The following is a 21591-nucleotide window of genomic DNA, read 5'->3' on the forward strand; positions in this document are numbered from 1 at the left end:
TCGCACAGAAAACATTTGTTGCTGTCGCTGCGCTTTCGCACAGAAAGCATTTGTTGCTGTCGCTGCGCTTTCGCACAGAAAACGAAGCGTCAGCAACAAAGCGCCCAGTCAGAACGGAAATCAACACCTCATTTTGCCGAAGAGACACACTATATTTAATAAGGCATCTTAATTTCATTGACAGAATAATTTTTCATCAATAGGAAAATTTTCTGCAGCGCAGCGTAACGGCAGCGACAAAAATCTTTAATGAGCTGCAGTTTTGAGATTTATCGAGAACTTTTGATTGTTTATCGACCAACTTTATCGATTTATCAACCAACTTTTTTAATTTATCGACCAACTTTTTTAATTTATCAACCAACTTTCGAAAAATATCGACATCTACCTTCATACAACACTATCTGACCGCACTGACAATTTGCCTCGCTTATGACACATCAAAAAAACGCGAGAAATCAACGTTTCTAAATTGATTTCTCACGCTTTTTAAGGTTTTGACTTCTATTATTTTTATGAGCAGCTTCCTGGTGTTGTATTGGCTACGTATGAGCCAGTTTCTCCACGAAGTACATCCCCACCAGTTGAGCGAACAATCTCATTTGTAACATTGTTAGCAATTGTGTTCGAAACTAATTGCAATAAATCATTTACATCACCTTGAGATTCTTTAAATTGTTGAACCACTGGGATCGCGTTGATTTCTTCTTCGATTTTTTCGATTTTGTCTTCAATTAATTTAAGCGCTTTTTCTTTTCCTAAGTGTTGGAAGTTAACAGCTTGCTTTTGTAGGCTTTTTAAACTTGCAATACGCTCACGTACATGTTGGTTTTCATTAATTTGTGATTCTGCTTTTTTGAAAAATTCAACTTCTGGCGTATTGGCAATCATATGCGCAATTTCGTGTGACTTCTTGATTAAATCATCTTTTGTATATAATACTTGTGACATTTACGCTTCCACCTTTTCATTTTTTACTACTTCTATGAACTCACCACGTAGTGAGTACGAAGTAGCCTCCACTATTTTTACCTTCACTAATTGACCAATTAGATCTGCTGGCGCTTCAAAGTTTACAAGTCGATTTTTACGCGTATAGCCAGCTAACACATCCTCGCGTCTTTTACTTGTACCTTCAACTAATACTTCTACTATTTCACCCTTCAAGCCTTCTAATGCTTTGCGAGAGTATTCCCCTACAACCTCATTTAATCGGTGAAGACGTTCTTTTTTCACTTCTTCAGGTACATTGTCTACCATTTTGGCAGCAGGTGTACCCTCACGAGGAGAATAAATATACGTAAAGGCCATTTCAAAACCTACTTCACGGTACAAGGATAATGTCTCCTCAAATTGTTCTTCTGTTTCATTAGGATAACCTACAATAATATCAGTCGTTAGTGTTACTTCCGGAATAGCCGCTTTAATTTTTGCTACTAATCCAAGGAAATGCTCACGTGTATACTTACGTGCCATAATTTTTAGCACATCATTTGAACCAGATTGTACTGGTAAATGAATATGTTCAACTAAGTTACCACGTTTTGCAAGAACTTCGATTAAATGATCATCGAAGTCACGTGGATGACTTGTTGTAAAACGAATACGTGGGATATCAATTTTTCGTAATTCATCCATCAAATCACCAAGTCGATATTCAATATCCTCAAAATCCTTACCGTAAGCGTTGACATTTTGTCCTAGAAGCATAATTTCTTTATAGCCCGCAGCCGCTAATTCTCGAACTTCAGCAATGATTTCGTCCGGACGGCGACTACGCTCCTTACCACGCGTATAAGGTACGATACAATACGTACAGAATTTATCACAGCCGTACATAATATTTACCCAAGCTTTGATGGAGCCAAGACGTTTTTTCGGCAGGCTCTCAATCACATCGCCTTCTTTAGACCAAACCTCAATGACCATTTCCTTAGACATATATGCTTCTTTTAAAACGTTCGGTAAACGGTGAATATTATGTGTACCAAACACCATATCGACATGTGGATAACTTCTTAAAATTTTATTGACAACTGATTCTTCCTGTGACATACAGCCACAAACCCCGATCAGCATTTCTGGATTTTTACGTTTATATTTTAGCAGGAAGCCAAGTTCCCCAAATACTTTGTTTTCTGCATTTTCACGGATGGCACAAGTATTCAGTAGTACGACGTCAGCTTCATCAATTATATCTGTAGGCGTATAACCTAGCTGCATAAAAATCCCAGCCATAACTTCCGTATCGTGCTCATTCATTTGGCAGCCATACGTACGAATATAAAAAGTACGCCCTGTGCCCATACCTGCAAACTCTTCTGCAATGTTAAAGTCTTTATGGTACTTAACTTCTTCTTTCCCACGTTTTTTAGCATCTTTTAATGAAGGTGCCGTAAAGACCGTTTCAAAATATTTACTATAATCCTTTTCAGGCTTGTTTTCTTTTTTTGGTTGATTGACTTGTTGATTAGCTAAACGTTGTTCCTCATTCATCGCAATCAGGTAACTCCTTTCAAACGAATTCCATACATTTGAAATCCCGTTTCACTATTATACTGAATAATTGCAACATCCTACAAGGCTTGCGTACTAAATGTCGCGGTTTAGACTTAATTACACTAAGTTTGCTGAATTTTCCCTTTGCCGCTTTACCTCTTTTTTAAATCTCCAAAATAATAGGACACCATTGATTAGAAAATCCTCATCAAAAGTGTCCCAGTACTTAGCTTGACCTTATTTATAGTACCTTTTAAATTTTAGATTTAAATAAAAATTATATAGTGTAAGCTTTGCCCATCGCTTTACGTTCATGTCCTCTCTAAAATATAGAGCTTTCGCATACTTGCCCTGTTTTATTAACTGTTTAGCTTCTATTTTCAGCTTTTCATTTTTCAAGCCCTTGAATAACAATCTTTTTGGAATGAGTGACCACAAATGCCTCGTCTGTACATACGTTAACTCTTGATTCACATTGAATACATAATCATTAGCAACACACTGCATTAAATTATGACCACTTGTTGTCACGTAATAGCTTGAAGCACCAGATCGTAAGTTCATTTCAAATATTTTATATTCCCCGTCACGAACATCTAGTTTCATGTCAAAATTTGCAAAACCACAATAGCCAATGGCTTCCAAAAAATGACGCAAGTTGTCCATTAGCTGTTCATCGAAATCTGTCATAATCGCCAAAGAGATGCCAATATTTTGTGGTGAAGGATCTTCGAGAAGCTTGTTACCTAAACACATCAATTTAACCTTCTTGTCCTTCCCTACGTAAACGTCTAATACCCGAATATAAGAATCATCACCTGGAATAAATTCTTGAAGAATTAAAGAATCTTTATAGGTAGAACGATAAATGCTTTTAATAATATGCCGCTTCTCGTCTTCATTTTTTACAAAAAACACTTTTTTCTTCTCAGGGAAGGAACAACTCGTATATTCAACTGAATTCGATGGCTTGATTATTATCGGATAATCGAAGGGTATTTCAGTTGTTACAGGATGTTCCTTTGTCAATACCATCGTTTTAGGATATTTTAAATTATATAAATCACATTGCTTATAAAATTCTTCCTTTGTTTGCACTTGCTTCATTAAATCCTCATCTATATAAGGTAAGATAAAATAATGTTGTAGTGTCTGTTTGTTAATAATAATAAGTTCCGCATAATAACAATCACATACTAGAAGGATCAATTTCTTATGTTTGAACTGCATCGCGACTTCTATTAAAGCTTGTACAAAATAATCTGGTTCATCTAAACGGTCCACATATTGGAAATCCAAAATTCCACTATTTTGAGTCGCTATGCCAAACTTTCCACCTAATAAGAGCGTTCGAATATCTTTTGTTTTCACAGCTGGCTCTAATACTAGACTTTTCATACGATACGCCTCGTAAAAGGAACGGGCTACCCCATATGCGTATTGACCTGATTGTATAACCACTGGTAAAAAGGGTTGATCAACTGTTTTTGACAATTTTACTCACCTCTCATGATAAAAATGAATTTATTCATTTTTATATGCGGCCTGTCCTGTACTTAATACTAATAACGTTACGAGTCTGTAATTTTCTTAATGTAAATCAATTATGCCTCGGCATAATTGCGTCCGGAATCGGCTTTGTGCTTAGGCCTGCTGATGTTTTTTGCGCGAAAGCGTAGCGGCAGCAAAAGGTTTTCATCTGTGCGAAAGCAAAGCGACAGCAACAGCACCGATGCAGGTCAGTTAGCCGTTATCGCATGGATGCGATGATTTTAGGCTAACATCCCCTAAGAACTCCTTTCCGATTCCGTGACATCCGCCGGAGGCTTTAACTTCTTTCAGAGGGTGTTTGGACACCCGCCGAAAGAAATTAAAGACACTGAAACGAAAATGAATCTCCTAAATAAGAAAACTCATTTTTGTTTCAGTGCCTCTAGGCTTATGAACTACTGAATGCTATATTTCAATTAACTTTTTCACACGCTGTTCAAAGCCAACAATCGATTGAACACCGAAGCTCTTAAGCAAATCTGCATTGGCAAATGTAAATTTACCTAAATCGTCTGGGAAATGCGCATCTGAGGAAACTGTAAAGGCTACTCCCTGTTCTATTAATATTTGAAGGAAGCGAGGGCCAGGGCATATCTCTTTTACTGGATAACGATAATACAGGCCCGCGTTCAATTCAGTGGCAGTATTTGTTGTCACGAGCGCTTTGGCTATACGTTCATACCAAGAATCGAGAAAAACAGCGTCATCCACTTGATAATTAAATACTTTAAAGTTATCCAAGTGTGCTACAAAATCAAACATACCTGAGTGAATCATTTTTTCGACTGTAGCAAAGAAACGCTCATAGTTCTGCTGTAATGTAGCAGCATCCATGTCCTCAAATATGTATTGTGTTTGAGGGTTATCAAAGCCCCAACCATCTACAAAATGGACAGATCCGATAACGTAATCCCACGGGTATCCTTCCAGTAATGATGCTAATTCTTCCTCGCCACCGACAAAATAATCCGCTTCGATGCCAAGCTTTAAGGAAATACCATGCAGACTCCACTTTTCCTTTGCTCGATTAATAGCTGACACAAAATCATCCATGCTTTCTGTCATCACACGATCAAGCCAGTAACGCTGGACTTTACCAACTTCATTGTCATCTAACTGCATATAACGCTCAAAATATGCTCGCGTCTCCTTGAAACGATAGAGATGGTCGACAATCCCAACCTCACGCAAACCGAGTTGAATAGCTTGTTGTAGGTATAAATCTAACCATTCCTCACTATAACAGCCACCTTGTAATCGCTTTGATAACTGCTGCATTTGCCACTCTATCAATGCTTTAGAATCTTTCGCTGCTCCTTCATCTTCATTAAAAAAACTAATTGCCTGAGAAGTACGCTCCAGCCAACGAAATGAATATGGGCCTTCCTCTAAATGTACATGATAATCAATCATTCACTTTTCCCTCCATTACATACCGTCCACTTTTCCTCATATATTTGCCACTCCAATGGGCAAGCTATATCACAAAGAATTTCGGAGCTCTCCTCTATGTGACAAATTTGATAAAAGGACTTCCCATTTATTTTTGTTGCATCGGCTAGTAAAAAGTTCATCTTACTATGATCAAGCATTTTTTTAGAAATTAACGATTCATCCAAATCATAATCGTATACGGTGCCTTCGCTAATACCACCACAAGATATAAATGCTTTATCAAAGTTCATATTTCCTAATAACTCCAAAGTCATAGCTCCTGCTACTGAGGATTGCCTTGGATTGGTCGTTCCTCCAAGCAATATGACCTTTCCCGTCATTCTCCGCTCTTCTATGGCCAAATTAAATTGTACAGCTGCAGCAATGGAATTGGTTACGACCGTTATATCATCGACTGCCAATAAAAAGTCTGCAATATGCACCGTTGTTGTACCTGTATCAACTGCAATTGTATCCCCGTCACAGATACGTCTAGCTGCTAATCGAGCTATATTGCGTTTTGCCTCTTTTTGCATTTGAAGCTTCCGCAAAAATGCTGGTTCATTTCTAACGTTCGTATACTTTACAGCTCCTCCGTGTACTCTCGTTAATAAATGCTGTTGTTCTAGCTCATCAAAATCTCGACGAATCGTTTCTGGTGCCACTTGTAATTCTTCTGCAATATTGGCAACAACAATTTTCCCATCAACCTCTAACTGTTTTAAAATAAATTCGAAACGTTCAATTTTTGCATAGGTCATGATAATGCAATCACATCTTCTTTCGCTACATAACACATATATTTCTTACCCAGCTCAAACGAATGCCCTCGTTGGTGTAGCTGCTCCATCGTAAAGAGACATTCTCCCTCTAACGTTGTTCGGATAACATTGCCACTCATTAATGACTGCTTCGCCTCTCCAGTAATACAAACATCCCCCTGTCTCTGATTGAGATGAATCGCTTCTGGTCGAATCGCAAATTTTGAGTATTCTTTTGGCAATGTCTCGCCAATCATTTTCTCTAGAGCTTGACGCGTAAAGACATTGTAATGTCCGATAAAATTAGCGATAAATTCACTTTCAGGGTTTGTATAAATCACAGTAGGTGTTCCACTTTGTGCAATCATCCCATTATTCATAACAAATATTCTGTCAGAAACAGCCATTGCTTCCTCTTGGTCATGCGTAACTAAAATCATCGTGATGCCTAGCTTTTGTTGGATAGCTCGTAAGTCTGCTTGAAGCTTCTGACGAATTTGGGCATCTAGCGCACTGAGCGGCTCATCTAACAACAATACCTTTGGACGTACTATTAAAGCTCGAGCAAGGGCAACACGTTGCTGTTGACCGCCGGATAATTCTTTTGGATATGCGTTCGCTTTTTCACTTAAATGTACGATCGCAAGCATTTCTTGAACACGTTGATCAACTTCTGCAGTACTTACTTTTTGCATACGTAAACCAAAGGCTACATTTTCTTTCACCGTCATATTTGGGAATAGTGCATAAGATTGAAACACCATACCCACTTGACGATCCTTTGGTTGAACACCCATCATATCCTTACCTTCAATGATAATTTTTCCTGCTGATGCATCTGTTAAGCCCGCTAAAATTCGTAAAATGGTACTCTTACCACAGCCACTTGGACCTAAAAGAGTTATAAATTCACCTTTATCAATCTTCATATCTATATTTGATAAAACCGTCGTTAATCCATATTTTTTATGAAGTCCTTCAATCACAATATAACTCATAGATTTGTAGCACCTTTCGATCGTTTCGTTAATGTTGCAATAATGAACGTTAATAGACCCATTAGAACGATATAAATAAAGACAACCGCACTAGCAATATGTCCACTTGTACTAAGCTTCTTCATTAAATAAATTTGCACTGTTTCAAAGCGAGAACCAACGACAAGATTAATCAGTACAAACTCTCCAAAAAGTACGGAAAACGATAATAATGCACCAGCAAATAAGCCTGGGTATACAGTAGGCAACAATATTTTAGTAAATGCCTGTAATTTCGATGCCCCTAGTAATTGTGCTGCATCTAAAAGCTGCCGCGCATCTACATTCCGCAAACTATTGCGTGTCCCCTGGTAAATATATGGTAATACACTGATAACATATGCCCCTAAAACTACTAAAATCATAGGCACACCAAATTTGCTGTAAACACGGATAAGCCCAACTGCTAAAATTATTCCAGGAAATGAATACACCATCACAACAGCCATTTGAATCCATTTTTCGTATTTTGGACAATACAACACGATTACGAATATGGCCGGTACAATAACAAGCAATGCAATTATTACAGCTCCACCCGACAATAAAACAGAACGTCCAAACGCCTGTATAAATTCGGCATCCTGAAATAATGTAGCAAGCCATTTAAATGTTAATCCTTCTGGCAAAATGGTTTTATTCCATTTCGTCGCAAAAGCATAAAGCATTGTTGCAACAACTGGCAACACTAAATACATCACTAACAGGAGGAAAAACAAATCTGCAAAGCCTCTTTTTTTCACTTTAATTTCCTCCTTGTTTTTGAAATGCTCCATTCACTTAATAGCATCGCAGTCACCATCGTTACTGCTAGTATTACGGCAATAGCACTTGCCAGCTCTGGTTGGGCAAAAATATCTCCCTTAATAAGAGAACCAATACGAATGGCTACTAAATTGTAATTACTGCTAGTTAGTGCATAGGCAGAGGCATACGCTCCCATTGCATTGGCAAACAATACGCTAAATGTTCCAACAATCCCTGGAAGCATAACAGGGATCCCAATCTTCATCCAAAACTGCCACGTAGAAGCGCCAAGTAGTGCCGCAGCTTCCTTCCATTGTTGCTGAATTCCATCATAAATTGGATATAAAAGCATTAATGCTAATGGCAGCTGGAAGTAAATATAAATCAGTAACAAGCCACCCCAGCTATAAAGAGAAAATGATGATAAAGCGCTGATCCCCCATTTATCGAATAGCAAAGTAAAGAGCCCGCTATTGCCAAGTAATACGATAAAGGCAAACGCTAATGGAATACCTGAAAAATTTGATGTTAAGTTTGTCAATATTAAAATTTTCTCGCGCACCGGCTCAGAAAATCTCATCATCGCATAAACTGCAAATAAGGTAACGATTAAGGCAATGACTGCCGAAATAACGGACAGTGTAATACTATTTTGAAAGCCTTGTAAAATGTAATCATTCGTTAGTACCGATCGATATTGTGCAAATGTAAAACCATCATTATTTTGAAAGCTTGTGATGAGCATATACAGTAACGGTACTAAGAAAAATAACAAGACAAGTACTAGAAAAGGAGAAAGCCAGGCAACTGTTTGCCGCTTCGAAATCAAAACAATCACTTCTTTCAATATTTAATAACAGCCATTTAGATTAATAAAATTCGCGCCCTGAAACTAGCAAAGTAGTACCAAGTGGCGAAAGATGAGAATATTGATTTTTATCCATCTTAATTAGAGGACGCACATTTCTAAAACGACTACTTATTTTTCCCAATGGAAGCTTTGCTCTATGACAAAAGCAAAGTGGTAGGAGCACTCGATTAGCCCCCGCTACAATCAGTTAAAGATGGGTATACATAAGCAACAAAAAACCTTTTATATTGGCTCGTCATCCAAAATTAGTGATGATATTTGTTAAAAACGTATACCATATATAAGTTGATTGGAGTGGAGACTGGGCGACTCCTCGGGGATCAGCGTCACAGATGAGACCCTGGAGCGAGCATTGCGAGTGAAGCGGCTCATCGGACGCCCCCAGGAAAGCGCCCAGTCGGAACGGAAATCAACCCCACGCTATGTTTAATCACTCAATAATAAACCTTTTCCCCTAACCAACACGCCTGAATAAATATTGATAATTAAACCCTTTTTAATGAATGCATCCCCTCTAATAACAATGGAACCATTTCTTCAGAAGGTTCGATATTCAATAAATGACAGCACAGCGGAGCAATTTGTAACTGTGAGACAATTTCATCCTTAATGCCTGCTTTAACGTGATTCGAAATAACAAACATTGGGACATGGCGATCCTCAGCTGTTGTGCCTCCATGATTACCATCACTTGTCATCCCATGATCTGCCGTCACGATCACTTCATAGCCCTGCGCAAGACATTTTGGAATAAATAGAGATAATAATGCATCCACTGCTAAAACACGATTTCGATATTGTGCCGAGTCAGCTGTAAATTTATGACCATCATCATCTACATTCATCGGATGAATATATAAGAAATCTGGTTGCTTTTGATCCATTAGCCAAGCAGCATCAGCAAATAAATGACTGTCTGGATAGTGATCCTCAAAGTAGAACAAGCCATTCTCAATCGGCAATTTAGTATCTAATTGTAGCCTGTCCTCCATATGCACAAATGGTGCACGATTATATAGCTCACTGACCCAATAATAGGCAGCCGCTGCTGTAGACAAACCGTTGTCTTTCGCTACATGAAACAGACTATTTTGCGTAGTTAAACGTACTGTCATATTGCTAGTTACCCCATGTACACTGGGGGGTGTCCCCGTTAAAATTGTTTCATATAAAGGCCTTGATAGAGACGGGACCTCTGCGCAAACCTTGTAGCGTGCTGCAATCTTACGTTCAACTAAATGGTGCATAAATCCCATATGGGTACAGGCTGTATCAAAGCGAAGTGCATCTATGACAATTAAAACAACTTTTTTATTTCCCATGAATTAATACCTGCTCCTGATAGAGTTGTGGAATTTGCTTTGTTGTTTCTTCCCATTTCTTTTGATCTTTTACTGGCTGTGCATTTTTGTACATGTCCGCAGGTAATAATAGTTTTTGAACATCTTGAGACAATTGAACCTTGTCACGAATTGGACGAGCATAACCCTTCGCTAAATTTTCTTGCCCTGCATCTGATAAAATATATTCACGAGCAAGCATTGCTGCATGAGGATTTTTAGCGTATTTATTTATGATCGTTGCATAGCCTGATGTTACAGAGCCTTCTGATGGAATGACGACATCAAAACGTTTCTCCTCGATTTGGTGTCGATAGCCAAGTGCATTAAAATCCCATAAGATAGCTACGTCAATTTCACCCTTTTCTAAATTCGCTACAGTTGGATCTCCTTTTAAACGCCCTTGTTTTGCTAAGTCTGCAAAAAAGTCTATCCCTGGTTGAATATTCGACTCATCGCCACCAAATGCCATAGCAGCTGCTAAAATAGCAAATTGTGCTTGATTCGCTGTTAAAGCGTCACCAATGCTGACAGTGTAATCTCCGTTTTTAATATCATCCCAAGATTTCGGGGCGTTTTTGACGTTATTTTTATCAGTTAAAAATGAAACGGTTCCCGTGTAACCGACGATCCAATGGCCTTCATCATCCTTTGCCCAGTCAGGTATTTCATCCCAATAAGATGTTTTGTACGGTAATGTTAAACCTTTGTCCTTGGCAATCGGTCCAAAGGCAATTCCGACATCACCAATATCAGCAGTGGCATCATCCTTTTCTGCCTCAAACTTTGCTAGCTCCTCAGCACTCGACATATCTGAATCCTTATGCTTAAGGCTATATTCAGTACCAAGCTCATCCCAAGTCTCCACCCAGTTAGCCCATGTATCTGGCATACCGACAGAATTTACAGTGCCTTCTTCTTTTGCTTTTTTCGTAACCTCTTCAAGCGTTAAATCACTTTTCACTTCATTAGAACTAGATGAGCCGTCCGAACAAGCCGCCAACATTGAAATTGCTAATGCTCCGATTAGACCTTTCTTCCACAACTTTTGAATTGCCATGAGTTGGAACCTCCATTTGTTTATGTTTGTTTTCATTTGCCTTACAACAGTTATATTAAGAAACAAACATTAAGCAAGTATGGAGGACAGTAAAATATTTAGTAAAAATTATTAAGGAAATATGAAAATCTATGAACAATAATTAATTTAAGGGGAAAGTAAAAGTTTTAGAGGAAATCAGAAGGAATCTAGTTCTGTATGTGCACGTTTATGTAGCTTTGCAAGACGTGCACACACTTTATTAATTTTATAAACCAAGAAAATCTGCATATGTATGTGGCTCGTTTTCCTTTAAAATTGTTAAAAATGTAAATGCAAGCTGTACGACTGACCACCATCTCATATTGTAGGACATTTCAAAGCGAGAAGGTTCTAATGTAAATACATCCTGAAAAATATCAAGTGGATCAATTTTTTCATCTTTTAATATTGAGAGGAAACCTAAAAACAACGTATGGTCCTTGACCTCAATCACTTTTCCATCAACAAGTGCATCAATATTTTCTGGTTGATGGAAATTACATTGTGTCGCAACATACTTTTCTAAGTCCTGCGCGCGCTGTCTTTCTTCCCATTCTTTTTTCTTTGCAATAAAATCAATGACGTTATCCACGTGCGTCATCGCCTCCTCTTTTTTTCTTTTATTGTAGCATTTATTACAATACTCTTGCCCGAACTCGCTCCCCATTTTTTCCTTTCAAACAAAAACAAAAACAATGATATTAGCAAATTTGCCATAATCATTCTTTTCTCAAGATATTTATTAATTTAAGGCTCGCCATCATAGCGTGGGGTTGATTTCCGTTCCGGCTGGGCGCTTTGTTGTTGCTGTCGCTTCGCTTTCGCACAGTTAAAACATTTGTTGCTGTCGCTTCGCTTTCGCACAGATAAAACAATTGCTGTCGCTTTGCTTTCGCACAGAGCAAAGCTTCCTGGGGGCGTCCGATGAGCCGCTTGGGCCAACATGATGTTGGTCACGAAGGCGTTATCACAGGATGTGATGGTTTTAGCCTTCGTTCCTCTGCCTGCTCGCTCCAGGGTCTCGGGCCAACAGATGTTTTTTGCGCGAAAGCGTAGTGCTAACGTAGCGGCAGCAAAAGGTTTTCGTCTGTGCGAAAGCGAAGCGTCAGCAACAGCACGATGTTAGTCACGAAGGCGTTATCACAGGACGTGATGTTCTTAGCCTTCGTTCCTCTATTGCTGATCCCCAAGGAGTCGCCCAGCCGTAACGAAGATCAACTCATATTCATGGTATACATTTTATCCAATGTTATATTATTGAACTTCATAGAAGAAGCTAATTTCCGTACCAAAAGGCATAAGTAAATTATCAACAAAAAATCCTTCGATCAGTAAATAATTCACCGCATTTCAAATAATTTATATCTGTGCAAAAGCAAAGCAACAGCAAAAACAATTACGCCAAGGCGAAATTAATTGGGATTGTTATGGTCACTTTTCCTCCACCTGATAAATCATTGTCAATTAGCAGTGCTCCACCATGACTCTGAACAATTGATTGGGCAATATAAAGTCCCATCCCATGGTGATTTCCTGCATTTCTGCTTGGGTCTCCGCGATAAAACTGTTTGGTAGCCTCATTTAAATCCTTCGGAGAAAATCCACAGCCGCTATCAATAACGGTAAATTGAATATCATCAGCAGCTCCTTTCACAGTTAATGTTACCTTGCCATTTTCAGGTGTGTGCTCTACCGCATTGGCAATAACGTTTAACATCGCTCGATAGAACTGCTCTTCATCAATAAAAATAAGCGCGGGGAGTATTTCCTTTTGGACATCCACTTGAAGTTTTTTTTCCAACGAAAGAGCTCTCAATTGATCTTCTACTTCTGTCATAAATACATCCGTTTTAACATTCGTTTTTTCACGGGCGATATTTTTTCCCATTTTCGATAAATCAATCAGCTCATTCGTGAACTTTTCTATTTCTAATGTATTTTTCAAAATATAGTTATTATATTCTTTTTGAATTTCATCTTGGACAGTATCCTGTAAAAGCTCTGCGTTCCCCCGAATAATGGTAAGTGGTGTTTTCAGATCGTGGGCATGAGCAGAAATTTGTTCTCTACGTGCCTGTTCTGATTCCCATTGCTGTTTTAAAGAGCTGTTTAAAGCCTCTCTCATATGTTCAAGAGAAATGGATATTTCATCTATTTCACGAATTCCTGAAGTATTTATTGTAAAATCCAAATTTTGATTTTGTATTTTTTCAATCGCTTCCTGCAAGCCAAACATTTTTTTCTTAAGATTTCTTCCAAAATGGATCGCAAGGACAGTTGGTAGAGTTATTACTCCTATAATAAATAATAGAATATCTAATAGTTGCGGGTTAGGTAAATATTTTCTCAAAATAGCCGAACGATACTGAGGCAACATACCATACCGTAAAATACAAATCTCATTTTCTCGCTCTATAAACGAGTAAAATTGGGTGATACCTTGAGATTGGTCTTTTTTCATTGCATCCCAAGCTCTAGAAGCTTCCTTCTCTGAAAGATTCCCTGCAAGAAATTTACCTTCTTTAGAAAAGACGGCGTAATCAACAAGGTTTGGGATCATATCAGCTGTAACCGAACTACTAGACGCAATACGATCTCTTGATAATGAAATTTGAGTTTCTGCATAATTTGCTGGTAATATGAAGTTGGTAGAAAGGGCAAACATCGTTAAACCGATTAGCAGTACTACTAACAGAATGGTGCCTAGACTTAGGAAAAGGAGGTATCGAAGAAAAAAAGTATGTAGTCGTGTTCCTTTAGTAGGCTTTATTGTCTCCATTTATATCCAATCCCCCAAACAGTGTCAATGGCGTCAACATTAAAGGCATGTAGCTTTGAACGAATATTTTTAATATGCTCAGTAATAGCCGTACTGTCACTCTTCCCATCAAACCCAAAAATAGTTTCATAAATCTTTTCTTTCGAAAACACCTGTCCTCGGTTTCGAGCTAGAAATTCGCATATTTCATATTCGCTTTTTGTCAGCAATACCTTCTCCTCATTTACAAACAGCTCTTTGCCAGATAGATTGAAGTGAATGTTATCTACAAAAAGGATACTACGTCTTTCTCTTATTTCCCGTCTCAAATGCGCATTCACTCTTGCACGTAGCTCTCCAATGCCAAACGGCTTGATAATATAATCATCAGCGCCAAGACCTAGACCATACATTAAATCTTCTTCTAATGATTTAGCTGTTAAAAAAAGGATAGGACAATCTACAGCATGACGTATTTGGCCACATAAAGTAAATCCATCAATTTCGGGCATCATCACATCCAATAAAATTAAATCGAAGGCACCAAGATCCTTTTTACTTACTTCTGTTGCATCAGAGACTGCCGTTACTAGATGTTCATCTTTTAGTAATGCATTTTTTATCAATATTAAAATACCTTTTTCATCATCTACCGCCAATATTTTCGCCATATTTCTACCCTCATCATTTCTTCATACCCTAATTATCAGACTTTCTTCCTTCCCATTTCCAAAACCATAAACAAGATAAGACTAACGCTAACAATGTTCCGCAAACGGAAGCAATAATACCTTCCTGTAGTCCTATTTCCACCGTTGATAGGTCAAGCCCTGACGCCTTCATTGTCCATAACGAAACAAAGTGACCACCCCAACCATAAGGTATAAATGACCAAATACCATCACCTATTCCAGTGAGTAGTAAGGCTACTAATAGTGATCCCACAATACCTAATCCTATGGAGGCGCCTTTACCAAATTGAAGACTAACAAAAAAATGTAAAATATATAAAAATACAAAGCTTACAAATAGAATACATCCAGCTATTAAATAAAATTGAAAGCTAAAAGTATCCTCGTGTAAAAGCTCAATAAAACCAACACTAAAAATACCAATAGACAATAATATTGCTCCAAAACTAAACAATAATAAGAGTAGTATCTTGCTTAAAAAGACCATTATTTTTGTTTTAGACGCTGTCAGCATCTCCTGAAAATGTCCTGCTGTAGCTTCTTGCTCCGATACCATTGAACAAACTAATCCAATTATAGTCGGAAAACCACACGCGAGAGCCTGAAAATAAGCGGATACTTTCCCATTGAAATCCCATGGTGAATAGGAGTAGTATGCTAAAAACAGCCCAGAAATAATAATAGGTATAAGGAGATGAATTAGTAAAAATGGCGTTCTTTTTATTTTAAGAAACTCTGCTCTAAGTAATCTTAACATTACCATATACTATTTCGCCTCTCTTTTCTGAAACCAACGTGCAGTAAAGTAGCTGATTAATGCAAACCAAGCTAAAGCAATTAATATACCAGGAACTATAACCGATATGCTTAATAACGGGCTGTCCTCAGGTACTGGTAGACCATTTGGTAAAATTTCTAGTGTTGGACAAATTAGTCTTGCTGTAATGGCATAAGGAACGCTATACCAAAACTCTCCATCCGCAAATGCAACCACACCAACCATATTGCCAACTAAATTTATTAAAATAGCCATGTAAGTTCCTAATTTTGCCGCAAGAAACAGGCAAAGTGGAATTTGCCATAATAACGTTAAGAAAATTAACAAGCTACCTGTAAGACTATTTGTTAAAGAATAGCTAGTGCCAAACAGTATTCCACCAGCAGTAATACCAGCAAAGAAAATAAGTGTAGTTAATAACAACCAGGCACTACATGCAAGTATTTTGCCAAACCAAACCTTCTTAAGATCGAGCGGCATTGCGAGAATACTATGGTATTTCAATTTAGCATCTTTTTCGATCACCAATGCACAACATATCGTCAGTGCACCCGGCAGGAGCATTGTATACCACCAATTATAAGCGCCACTTTGAAAAAAGCTTCCTCCCATTAATACTGCAGTTAGTAAGATCGCCACAATGGGTGCCAGCCAAACTAATTTAGGAATAAAAGTCTTTTTCCACTTCAATCTTTCAGCCTTCATAATTGATATCATGTTACATGCCTGCCTTTCTATTGGCAGACACAACCTGCATAAATAATGATTCTAATTCCTGACCTTTAGGGGCAACTCCCTGATAGCCTAATTTTCCTCCCGCAATGATTCCAATTTCATCTACGACCTGCTCTACCTCTGAAAGAATGTGGCTAGATAAAATAACTGTAATTCCTTGCTCTGGAAATGATCGAATCAGTTTTCGAAGCTCTTGAATGCCGATTGGATCGAGACCATTTGTCGGCTCATCAAGAATTAAAAGTTTAGGATAGTTTAATAGCGCAATAGCTATTCCTAGGCGTTGTTTCATCCCTAAGGAAAACTGTCCTGCTCGTTTTTTCCCTGTATTGGTCAAGTCAACAATTCTTAATACTTCGTCAATCCGCGATTCTGGTAATCCTAGTGCAATCGTTCGAACCTTTAGATTTTCCCTTGCCGTTAAATTTTCATAAAGCGGTGGTGTTTCAATTAATACACCAGTGTCTTTTAAATCATTACGATTCCATTCACGTCCATTAAAAAGTATCTTTCCTGCATTCGGACGCAGCATCCCTGTTATCATTTTTAACGCTGTTGATTTCCCTGCACCATTCGGACCGAGTAAACCGTAAACAGTATTGCGAGGTATCGTTAACGACAAGTCCTCTACAATTTTTTGCCCCTTAAAGCTTTTACTAAGATTTTCTGTTTGTAAAATAATATCTTCCATCTGATAATCATCTTCCTTTCGATGATTATAGTGTAAAAAATGATTATAAGGATTTTATAAGGATATCGAAGATTTTTGTGAGATTCACTATGAAAATCAATTTGGTCAAGGTTTGTGAATGTTGTAGTGCTTCACTTTTGCACAGACTAAGCCCTCTTACTGAAGTTTCGTTTTATGACTATATTAGAGTAATATGCTTTTTGGAATAGTTGATTGGAGTGGAGGATGGGCGACTCCTCGGGGATCAGCAATAGAGGAACGAAGGCTAAGAACATCACGTCCTGTGATAACGCCTTCGTGACCAACATCGGTGCTGTTGCTGACGCTTCGCTTTCGCACAGACGAAAACCTTTTGCTGACGCTGCGTTAGCACTACGCTTTCACGCAAAAAACATCTGTTGGCCCGAGACCCTGCAGCGAAGCGGCTCATCGGACGCCCCCCGGAAAGCGCCCAGCCGGAACGGAAATCAACCCTCGCTTTGCAGAAGAAGCACACTTTATAAAAAAAATGAAAAGCATTTGGAATGAGGACATCCCAAATGCTTTTTGTCATGCTATATGAAATTTGATTTACATAAATTCTTTTACTAAATCATTAAAATCATTTTCGCTCATTTTAATATCAATATCCGTTAATGGTAGCTCTGAATAGCCTGGTACTTTTTCTTGATATGAAGCTGTTTCAGTATCTTGATAAATAATACCTGTTACTAAACCTTCATGCTCCATCACTGTACGCATTGCCATACCGCGGTCAGAGTTATCATAACCTTCAATATCAGCAAGCTTCGTTAAGTTCTCTTTAAACCAATCGTACGTGTTCACTTTGTTATACGTAACACAAGGTGAGAATACGTTGATGAATGAGAAGCCTTTATGATTAATACCAGCTTCAATTAAAGCTGTTAATTCTTTAATGTCCGTAGAGAAACCTTGTGCGACAAATGTAGCTCCGCTTGTTAAAGCTACTTCTAATGGTTTTAATGAAGGCTCAATCGCACCACCTGGCGTAGATTTTGTAATAAATCCAGCAGCAGAACGTGGAGATGTTTGCCCCTTTGTTAAACCATAAATTTGGTTATCCATAACAACGTATGTGATGTCAATATTACGACGGATGGAATGAATTGTATGACCCATACCAATCGCAAAGCCATCCCCGTCACCGCCAGAAGCGATAACGTTTAAATCACGGTTAGCCATTTTTAAGCCTTGTGCAATTGGTAATGCACGACCATGAATACCGTGGAAACCGTAAGAATTAATGTATCCTGAAATACGACCAGAACAGCCAATCCCAGAGATAACAGCTAGTTCGTTTGGTTCAATTCCAACGTTAGCCGCGGCGCGCTGAATCGCTGCTTGTACAGAGAAGTCACCACAGCCTGGGCACCAGTTTGGTTTCACTGTATTACGAAAATCCTTAAATGTTGCCATTAGCGAGTCAACTCCTTCACACGATTTTCTAATTCACCTGGCAAGAATGGTGTACCATTATATTTTGTAATAGTCTCGATTTTATCGTGACCACCAATATTCATCTTCATAATATTTGCTAATTGACCTGTGTAGTTATTTTCTACAACGACTACTTTTTTCGCTTTTGCTACAAGTGGTGCCACCTCAGCAGATGGGAATGGATGAATTAAACGAATATGTGCATGATTCACCTTCAACCCTTGAGCATTTAAGCGTTCTTGTACTTCTTCAATAGCTCCACGTGTTGAGTTAAAGCCCACTAATAAAATATCGGCTTCTTCGTGTGGCGCATTTGAAAATACTGGATTATCAAATTTCAATGCCGCTAGCTTACGGAAACGTTTATCCATTTGTACTTGACGGTTACCAGTTGCTTCAGATGGTTTACCTGTTTCATCGTGCTCAACCCCTGTTACATGGTGAATACCATTCAACGTACCAGGTAACACACGCGGTGAAATACCGTCTTCCGTATCTTCATACCGTTTGAAGTATGCTTTATCAGCCGCTTCTTCAATGTCGCCTGTAACAATTTTACCGCGACGAATTTCAATTTTATTGTAATCGAATGGCTCTACAGATTGTTTACCTAAAGATAATTGCAAGTCAGTCATTAAAATAACTGGTAATTGTAATTCCTCTGCAATGTTAAACGCTTGGATTGTGTCAAAGAATGCTTCCTCCATTGTAGAAGGTGCAATGACTACTTTTGGAATTTCACCATGCGTACCATATAACATCGCCATTAAATCTGATTGCTCTTGTTTTGTTGGTAACCCTGTTGATGGACCACCACGTTGTGTATCCACAACAACTAGTGGCTGCTCTGTCATACCTGAAAGACCAAGTGCTTCCATCATTAATGAAAGACCAGGGCCAGCAGAAGCTGTAAAGGAACGAACACCACCAAAGTTTGCCCCAATTGCCATTGTCGCTGCAGCAATTTCGTCTTCTGTTTGAATAACCGTACCACCGAATTTCGGTAATTTTTTGATAAGGTATTCCATAATCTCAGAAGCTGGTGTAATTGGGTAGGCTGCCATAAAGCGTGTCCCAGCAGCAAGTGCACCAAGTGCTATTGCATCGTTCCCGATCATGAACATACGGCGTTTACCGTCTGCTGGTGCTAAAGCCCATTCACCTACACGATCGCCTAAAAGCTCATTCATTAATTCATGACCGCGTGCAATGGCCTCCATATTTTTCTGAACAACTTCTTCACCTTTTCGGCCAAAAATATCATCTACAACATTTTGGAACACTTCATCCTCTAAATTTAGCAATGAAGCTGTTGCACCGATCGCTACCATATTTTTCATCAACGAAGTGCCAAGCTCTGCAGCTACCTCTGTAAAAGGCACCGCAAATAATGGCGCTTTTGAATCTTCTGGTTTCACTGGACCAAATTTTGCATCCGCTAAAATAATGCCGTTTTCTGTTAGTTCTTTATAATTGACGTCGATTGTTTCTTGGTCGAACGCTACTAAAATATCTAAATCATCCGCAATTGTACGTACTTCTGTTGGACGAACTGTAATTTTATTATTCGTATGGCCACCTTTAATTCGAGAAGAGAAATGACGATAACCGTATAGGAAGTAACCTAAACGATTCATTGCCATTGAGAAAATTTCCCCTGTACTTTCAATCCCTTCACCCTGTTGCCCACCGACTTTCCATGAAAGCTGATGTAACATGTCAACAACTCCTTAGATCCAATGTGTATACTATTATTTTTCCTTCATAAGTTTAACACGAAGAAACGGTCTGCACTATTGTTATTACGCGATTTCAGCGAAATTCAGACCTTTGACTGAAAATAGCGTTCATAAAGTTGTAAATTTCAAACCGGCTAAATAATCAATTATGCCTCGGCATAATTGTAGCTGTCGCGCAGATAAACAATGCGTCCGGAATCGGCTTTGAGCTTAGGTCTGTACGAGGGGCGACACGATGTCGGTCATTTTGATAATGCCACAGGACGTGGCGTTTTTACCGAATCCATAAGGAGCCGCCCAGTTGGAACGGAAATAAACTAATATGGGATACGTATTAACAAATATGTAAAGCACGAACTACGCAACCTATTAAAACAAAAAAAATGCCTTGCAGCTTATTATGTGCAAGGCATTTTACTTTATTACTTTTTATCGAACACGTTTTTCCACAAGAAGCTTTAAGGCTGTACGTTCCTCACCAGCAATTAAAATATCGGCAAACGCCGGTGCGCAAATTAAATCTGTGCCACTTGGCGCTACAAATCCGCGTGCAATGGCCACTGCTTTCACGGCTTGGTTAAGTGCCCCTGCCCCAACTGCCTGCATTTCTGCTTGCCCTTTTTCTCTGATTACCGCGACTAATGCACCTGCAACTGAATTTGGATTAGAGCGTGATGATACTTTTAATGAATCCACAATTATTCCTCCCCGTTTCGCGAATAGTGTTTACGCTCAACAACTCATGTCCCCCTTGTTTGGACCTCAAGTTATTGTCGATAGGTCATTTTATGCTCGGCGAGAAGGAAATAGACTATTTTCATTTCTTATATATCAAAACAATCTAAAAAGATTGAAAATTCAACGTAGAAAATTTACTGGATCAATGAAATAAAGATATCATATTAAAAGTAGTGGAGCTCATGAAAACGCGAGGGTGATTTCCGTTCCAGGCTACTCGCTTTGCCGCTGACGCTTCGCTTTCGCGCAGAGCAGAGCTTCCTGTGGGCGAGCGTCGAGCCGCTTCCTCCGCTACGCTCCGTGCAGGGTCTCGCCTGTCTCGCTATCCCACGGGAGTCGAGTTGCCTTCCACTGCAATCAACAATAGTGTAGAACTTTTATAAAATTTAAGTATTTCAAAAGTGAACCTTAATGGTTACTCTCTTCAGAATAGAAACTTAAAACAGTTAAGGTGATTGTATATATGTATCATTGCTGCCGCTTCGCTTTCGCACAAATAACGCATCTTGTTGAAGCTTGATTTTATCCCTATAAATTAGATTAACATGCCAGAAAATACATGCTAAATGAAGAGGTTGATTGTAGCGGAGACTGGGCGACTCCTTGGGGATTAGCAATAGAGGAACGAAGGCTAAAACCATCACATCCTGTGATAACGCCTTCGTGACCAACATCGTGTTG

At 38.7% G+C, this 21591-nt stretch carries 19 protein-coding genes; all 19 read right to left on the bottom strand.

The window, feature by feature from the left end:
* Window positions 1–513 precede the first annotated feature (513 nt).
* Window positions 514–951, bottom strand: a complete 438-nt coding sequence (locus ACFXN8_RS24125; RefSeq protein ID WP_386848012.1) for a YlbF/YmcA family competence regulator — start codon at window positions 949–951, stop codon at window positions 514–516.
* On the bottom strand, window positions 952–2496 hold the full coding sequence (miaB, locus tag ACFXN8_RS24130) for a tRNA (N6-isopentenyl adenosine(37)-C2)-methylthiotransferase MiaB (RefSeq protein WP_376069405.1): 1545 nt from the start codon (window positions 2494–2496) through the stop codon (window positions 952–954).
* A 240-nt stretch (window positions 2497–2736) separates the two neighbouring features.
* On the bottom strand, window positions 2737–3993 hold the full coding sequence (locus ACFXN8_RS24135; RefSeq protein ID WP_386848013.1) for a carboxylate--amine ligase: 1257 nt from the start codon (window positions 3991–3993) through the stop codon (window positions 2737–2739).
* Window positions 3994–4455: 462 nt separating this feature from the next.
* Window positions 4456–5463, bottom strand: a complete 1008-nt coding sequence (locus tag ACFXN8_RS24140; RefSeq protein WP_386848014.1) for a histidinol phosphate phosphatase domain-containing protein — start codon at window positions 5461–5463, stop codon at window positions 4456–4458.
* Window positions 5460–6245, bottom strand: a complete 786-nt coding sequence (locus ACFXN8_RS24145; RefSeq protein ID WP_386848015.1) for a DeoR/GlpR family DNA-binding transcription regulator — start codon at window positions 6243–6245, stop codon at window positions 5460–5462. The genes ACFXN8_RS24140 and ACFXN8_RS24145 overlap by 4 nt, the downstream gene beginning before the upstream one ends.
* Complete coding sequence (locus ACFXN8_RS24150) at window positions 6242–7243, bottom strand: ABC transporter ATP-binding protein (RefSeq protein WP_386848016.1); 1002 nt, start codon at window positions 7241–7243, stop codon at window positions 6242–6244. Before ACFXN8_RS24150 ends, ACFXN8_RS24145 begins: the two co-directional genes overlap by 4 nt.
* A complete protein-coding gene (locus ACFXN8_RS24155; protein ID WP_386848017.1) occupies window positions 7240–8025 on the bottom strand; it encodes an ABC transporter permease in 786 nt (261 codons plus the stop codon). Before ACFXN8_RS24155 ends, ACFXN8_RS24150 begins: the two co-directional genes overlap by 4 nt.
* Entirely contained in the window at window positions 8022–8867 is an 846-nt protein-coding gene (locus ACFXN8_RS24160; protein ID WP_386848024.1) for an ABC transporter permease, read from the bottom strand. Before ACFXN8_RS24160 ends, ACFXN8_RS24155 begins: the two co-directional genes overlap by 4 nt.
* 518 nt (window positions 8868–9385) lie before the next feature.
* Entirely contained in the window at window positions 9386–10222 is an 837-nt protein-coding gene (locus ACFXN8_RS24165) for an alkaline phosphatase family protein (protein WP_386848018.1), read from the bottom strand.
* A complete protein-coding gene (locus tag ACFXN8_RS24170; protein ID WP_386848019.1) occupies window positions 10212–11300 on the bottom strand; it encodes an ABC transporter substrate-binding protein in 1089 nt (362 codons plus the stop codon). The genes ACFXN8_RS24165 and ACFXN8_RS24170 overlap by 11 nt, the downstream gene beginning before the upstream one ends.
* Before the next feature lie 247 nt (window positions 11301–11547).
* On the bottom strand, window positions 11548–11922 hold the full coding sequence (locus ACFXN8_RS24175; RefSeq protein WP_376069382.1) for a 2-oxoglutarate ferredoxin oxidoreductase subunit beta: 375 nt from the start codon (window positions 11920–11922) through the stop codon (window positions 11548–11550).
* Window positions 11923–12717: 795 nt separating this feature from the next.
* On the bottom strand, window positions 12718–14100 hold the full coding sequence (locus ACFXN8_RS24180) for a sensor histidine kinase (protein ID WP_386848020.1): 1383 nt from the start codon (window positions 14098–14100) through the stop codon (window positions 12718–12720).
* Entirely contained in the window at window positions 14088–14750 is a 663-nt protein-coding gene (locus tag ACFXN8_RS24185; protein WP_376069371.1) for a response regulator transcription factor, read from the bottom strand. Before ACFXN8_RS24185 ends, ACFXN8_RS24180 begins: the two co-directional genes overlap by 13 nt.
* 28 nt (window positions 14751–14778) lie before the next feature.
* Window positions 14779–15534 (bottom strand): lantibiotic immunity ABC transporter MutG family permease subunit, encoded by a 756-nt coding sequence (locus ACFXN8_RS24190; protein WP_386848021.1) that lies wholly within the window; start codon window positions 15532–15534, stop codon window positions 14779–14781.
* Between the two features lie 3 nt (window positions 15535–15537).
* Window positions 15538–16266 (bottom strand): lantibiotic immunity ABC transporter MutE/EpiE family permease subunit, encoded by a 729-nt coding sequence (locus ACFXN8_RS24195; RefSeq protein ID WP_376069365.1) that lies wholly within the window; start codon window positions 16264–16266, stop codon window positions 15538–15540.
* A 1-nt stretch (window position 16267) separates the two neighbouring features.
* Window positions 16268–16975, bottom strand: coding sequence for a lantibiotic protection ABC transporter ATP-binding protein (locus tag ACFXN8_RS24200; RefSeq protein ID WP_386848022.1), 708 nt, complete (start codon window positions 16973–16975; stop codon window positions 16268–16270).
* A gap of 570 nt (window positions 16976–17545) precedes the next feature.
* Window positions 17546–18412, bottom strand: coding sequence for a 2-oxoacid:ferredoxin oxidoreductase subunit beta (locus tag ACFXN8_RS24205; RefSeq protein WP_386848023.1), 867 nt, complete (start codon window positions 18410–18412; stop codon window positions 17546–17548).
* Window positions 18412–20151, bottom strand: a complete 1740-nt coding sequence (locus ACFXN8_RS24210) for a 2-oxoacid:acceptor oxidoreductase subunit alpha (protein ID WP_376069355.1) — start codon at window positions 20149–20151, stop codon at window positions 18412–18414. Before ACFXN8_RS24210 ends, ACFXN8_RS24205 begins: the two co-directional genes overlap by 1 nt.
* A gap of 450 nt (window positions 20152–20601) precedes the next feature.
* A complete protein-coding gene (locus ACFXN8_RS24215) occupies window positions 20602–20868 on the bottom strand; it encodes a stage V sporulation protein S (RefSeq protein WP_010858535.1) in 267 nt (88 codons plus the stop codon).
* Between the last annotated feature and the right edge of the window lie 723 nt (window positions 20869–21591).

The organism is Lysinibacillus sp. NPDC059133 (assembly GCF_042755925.1).
Lineage (GTDB): Bacteria > Bacillota > Bacilli > Bacillales_A > Planococcaceae > Lysinibacillus.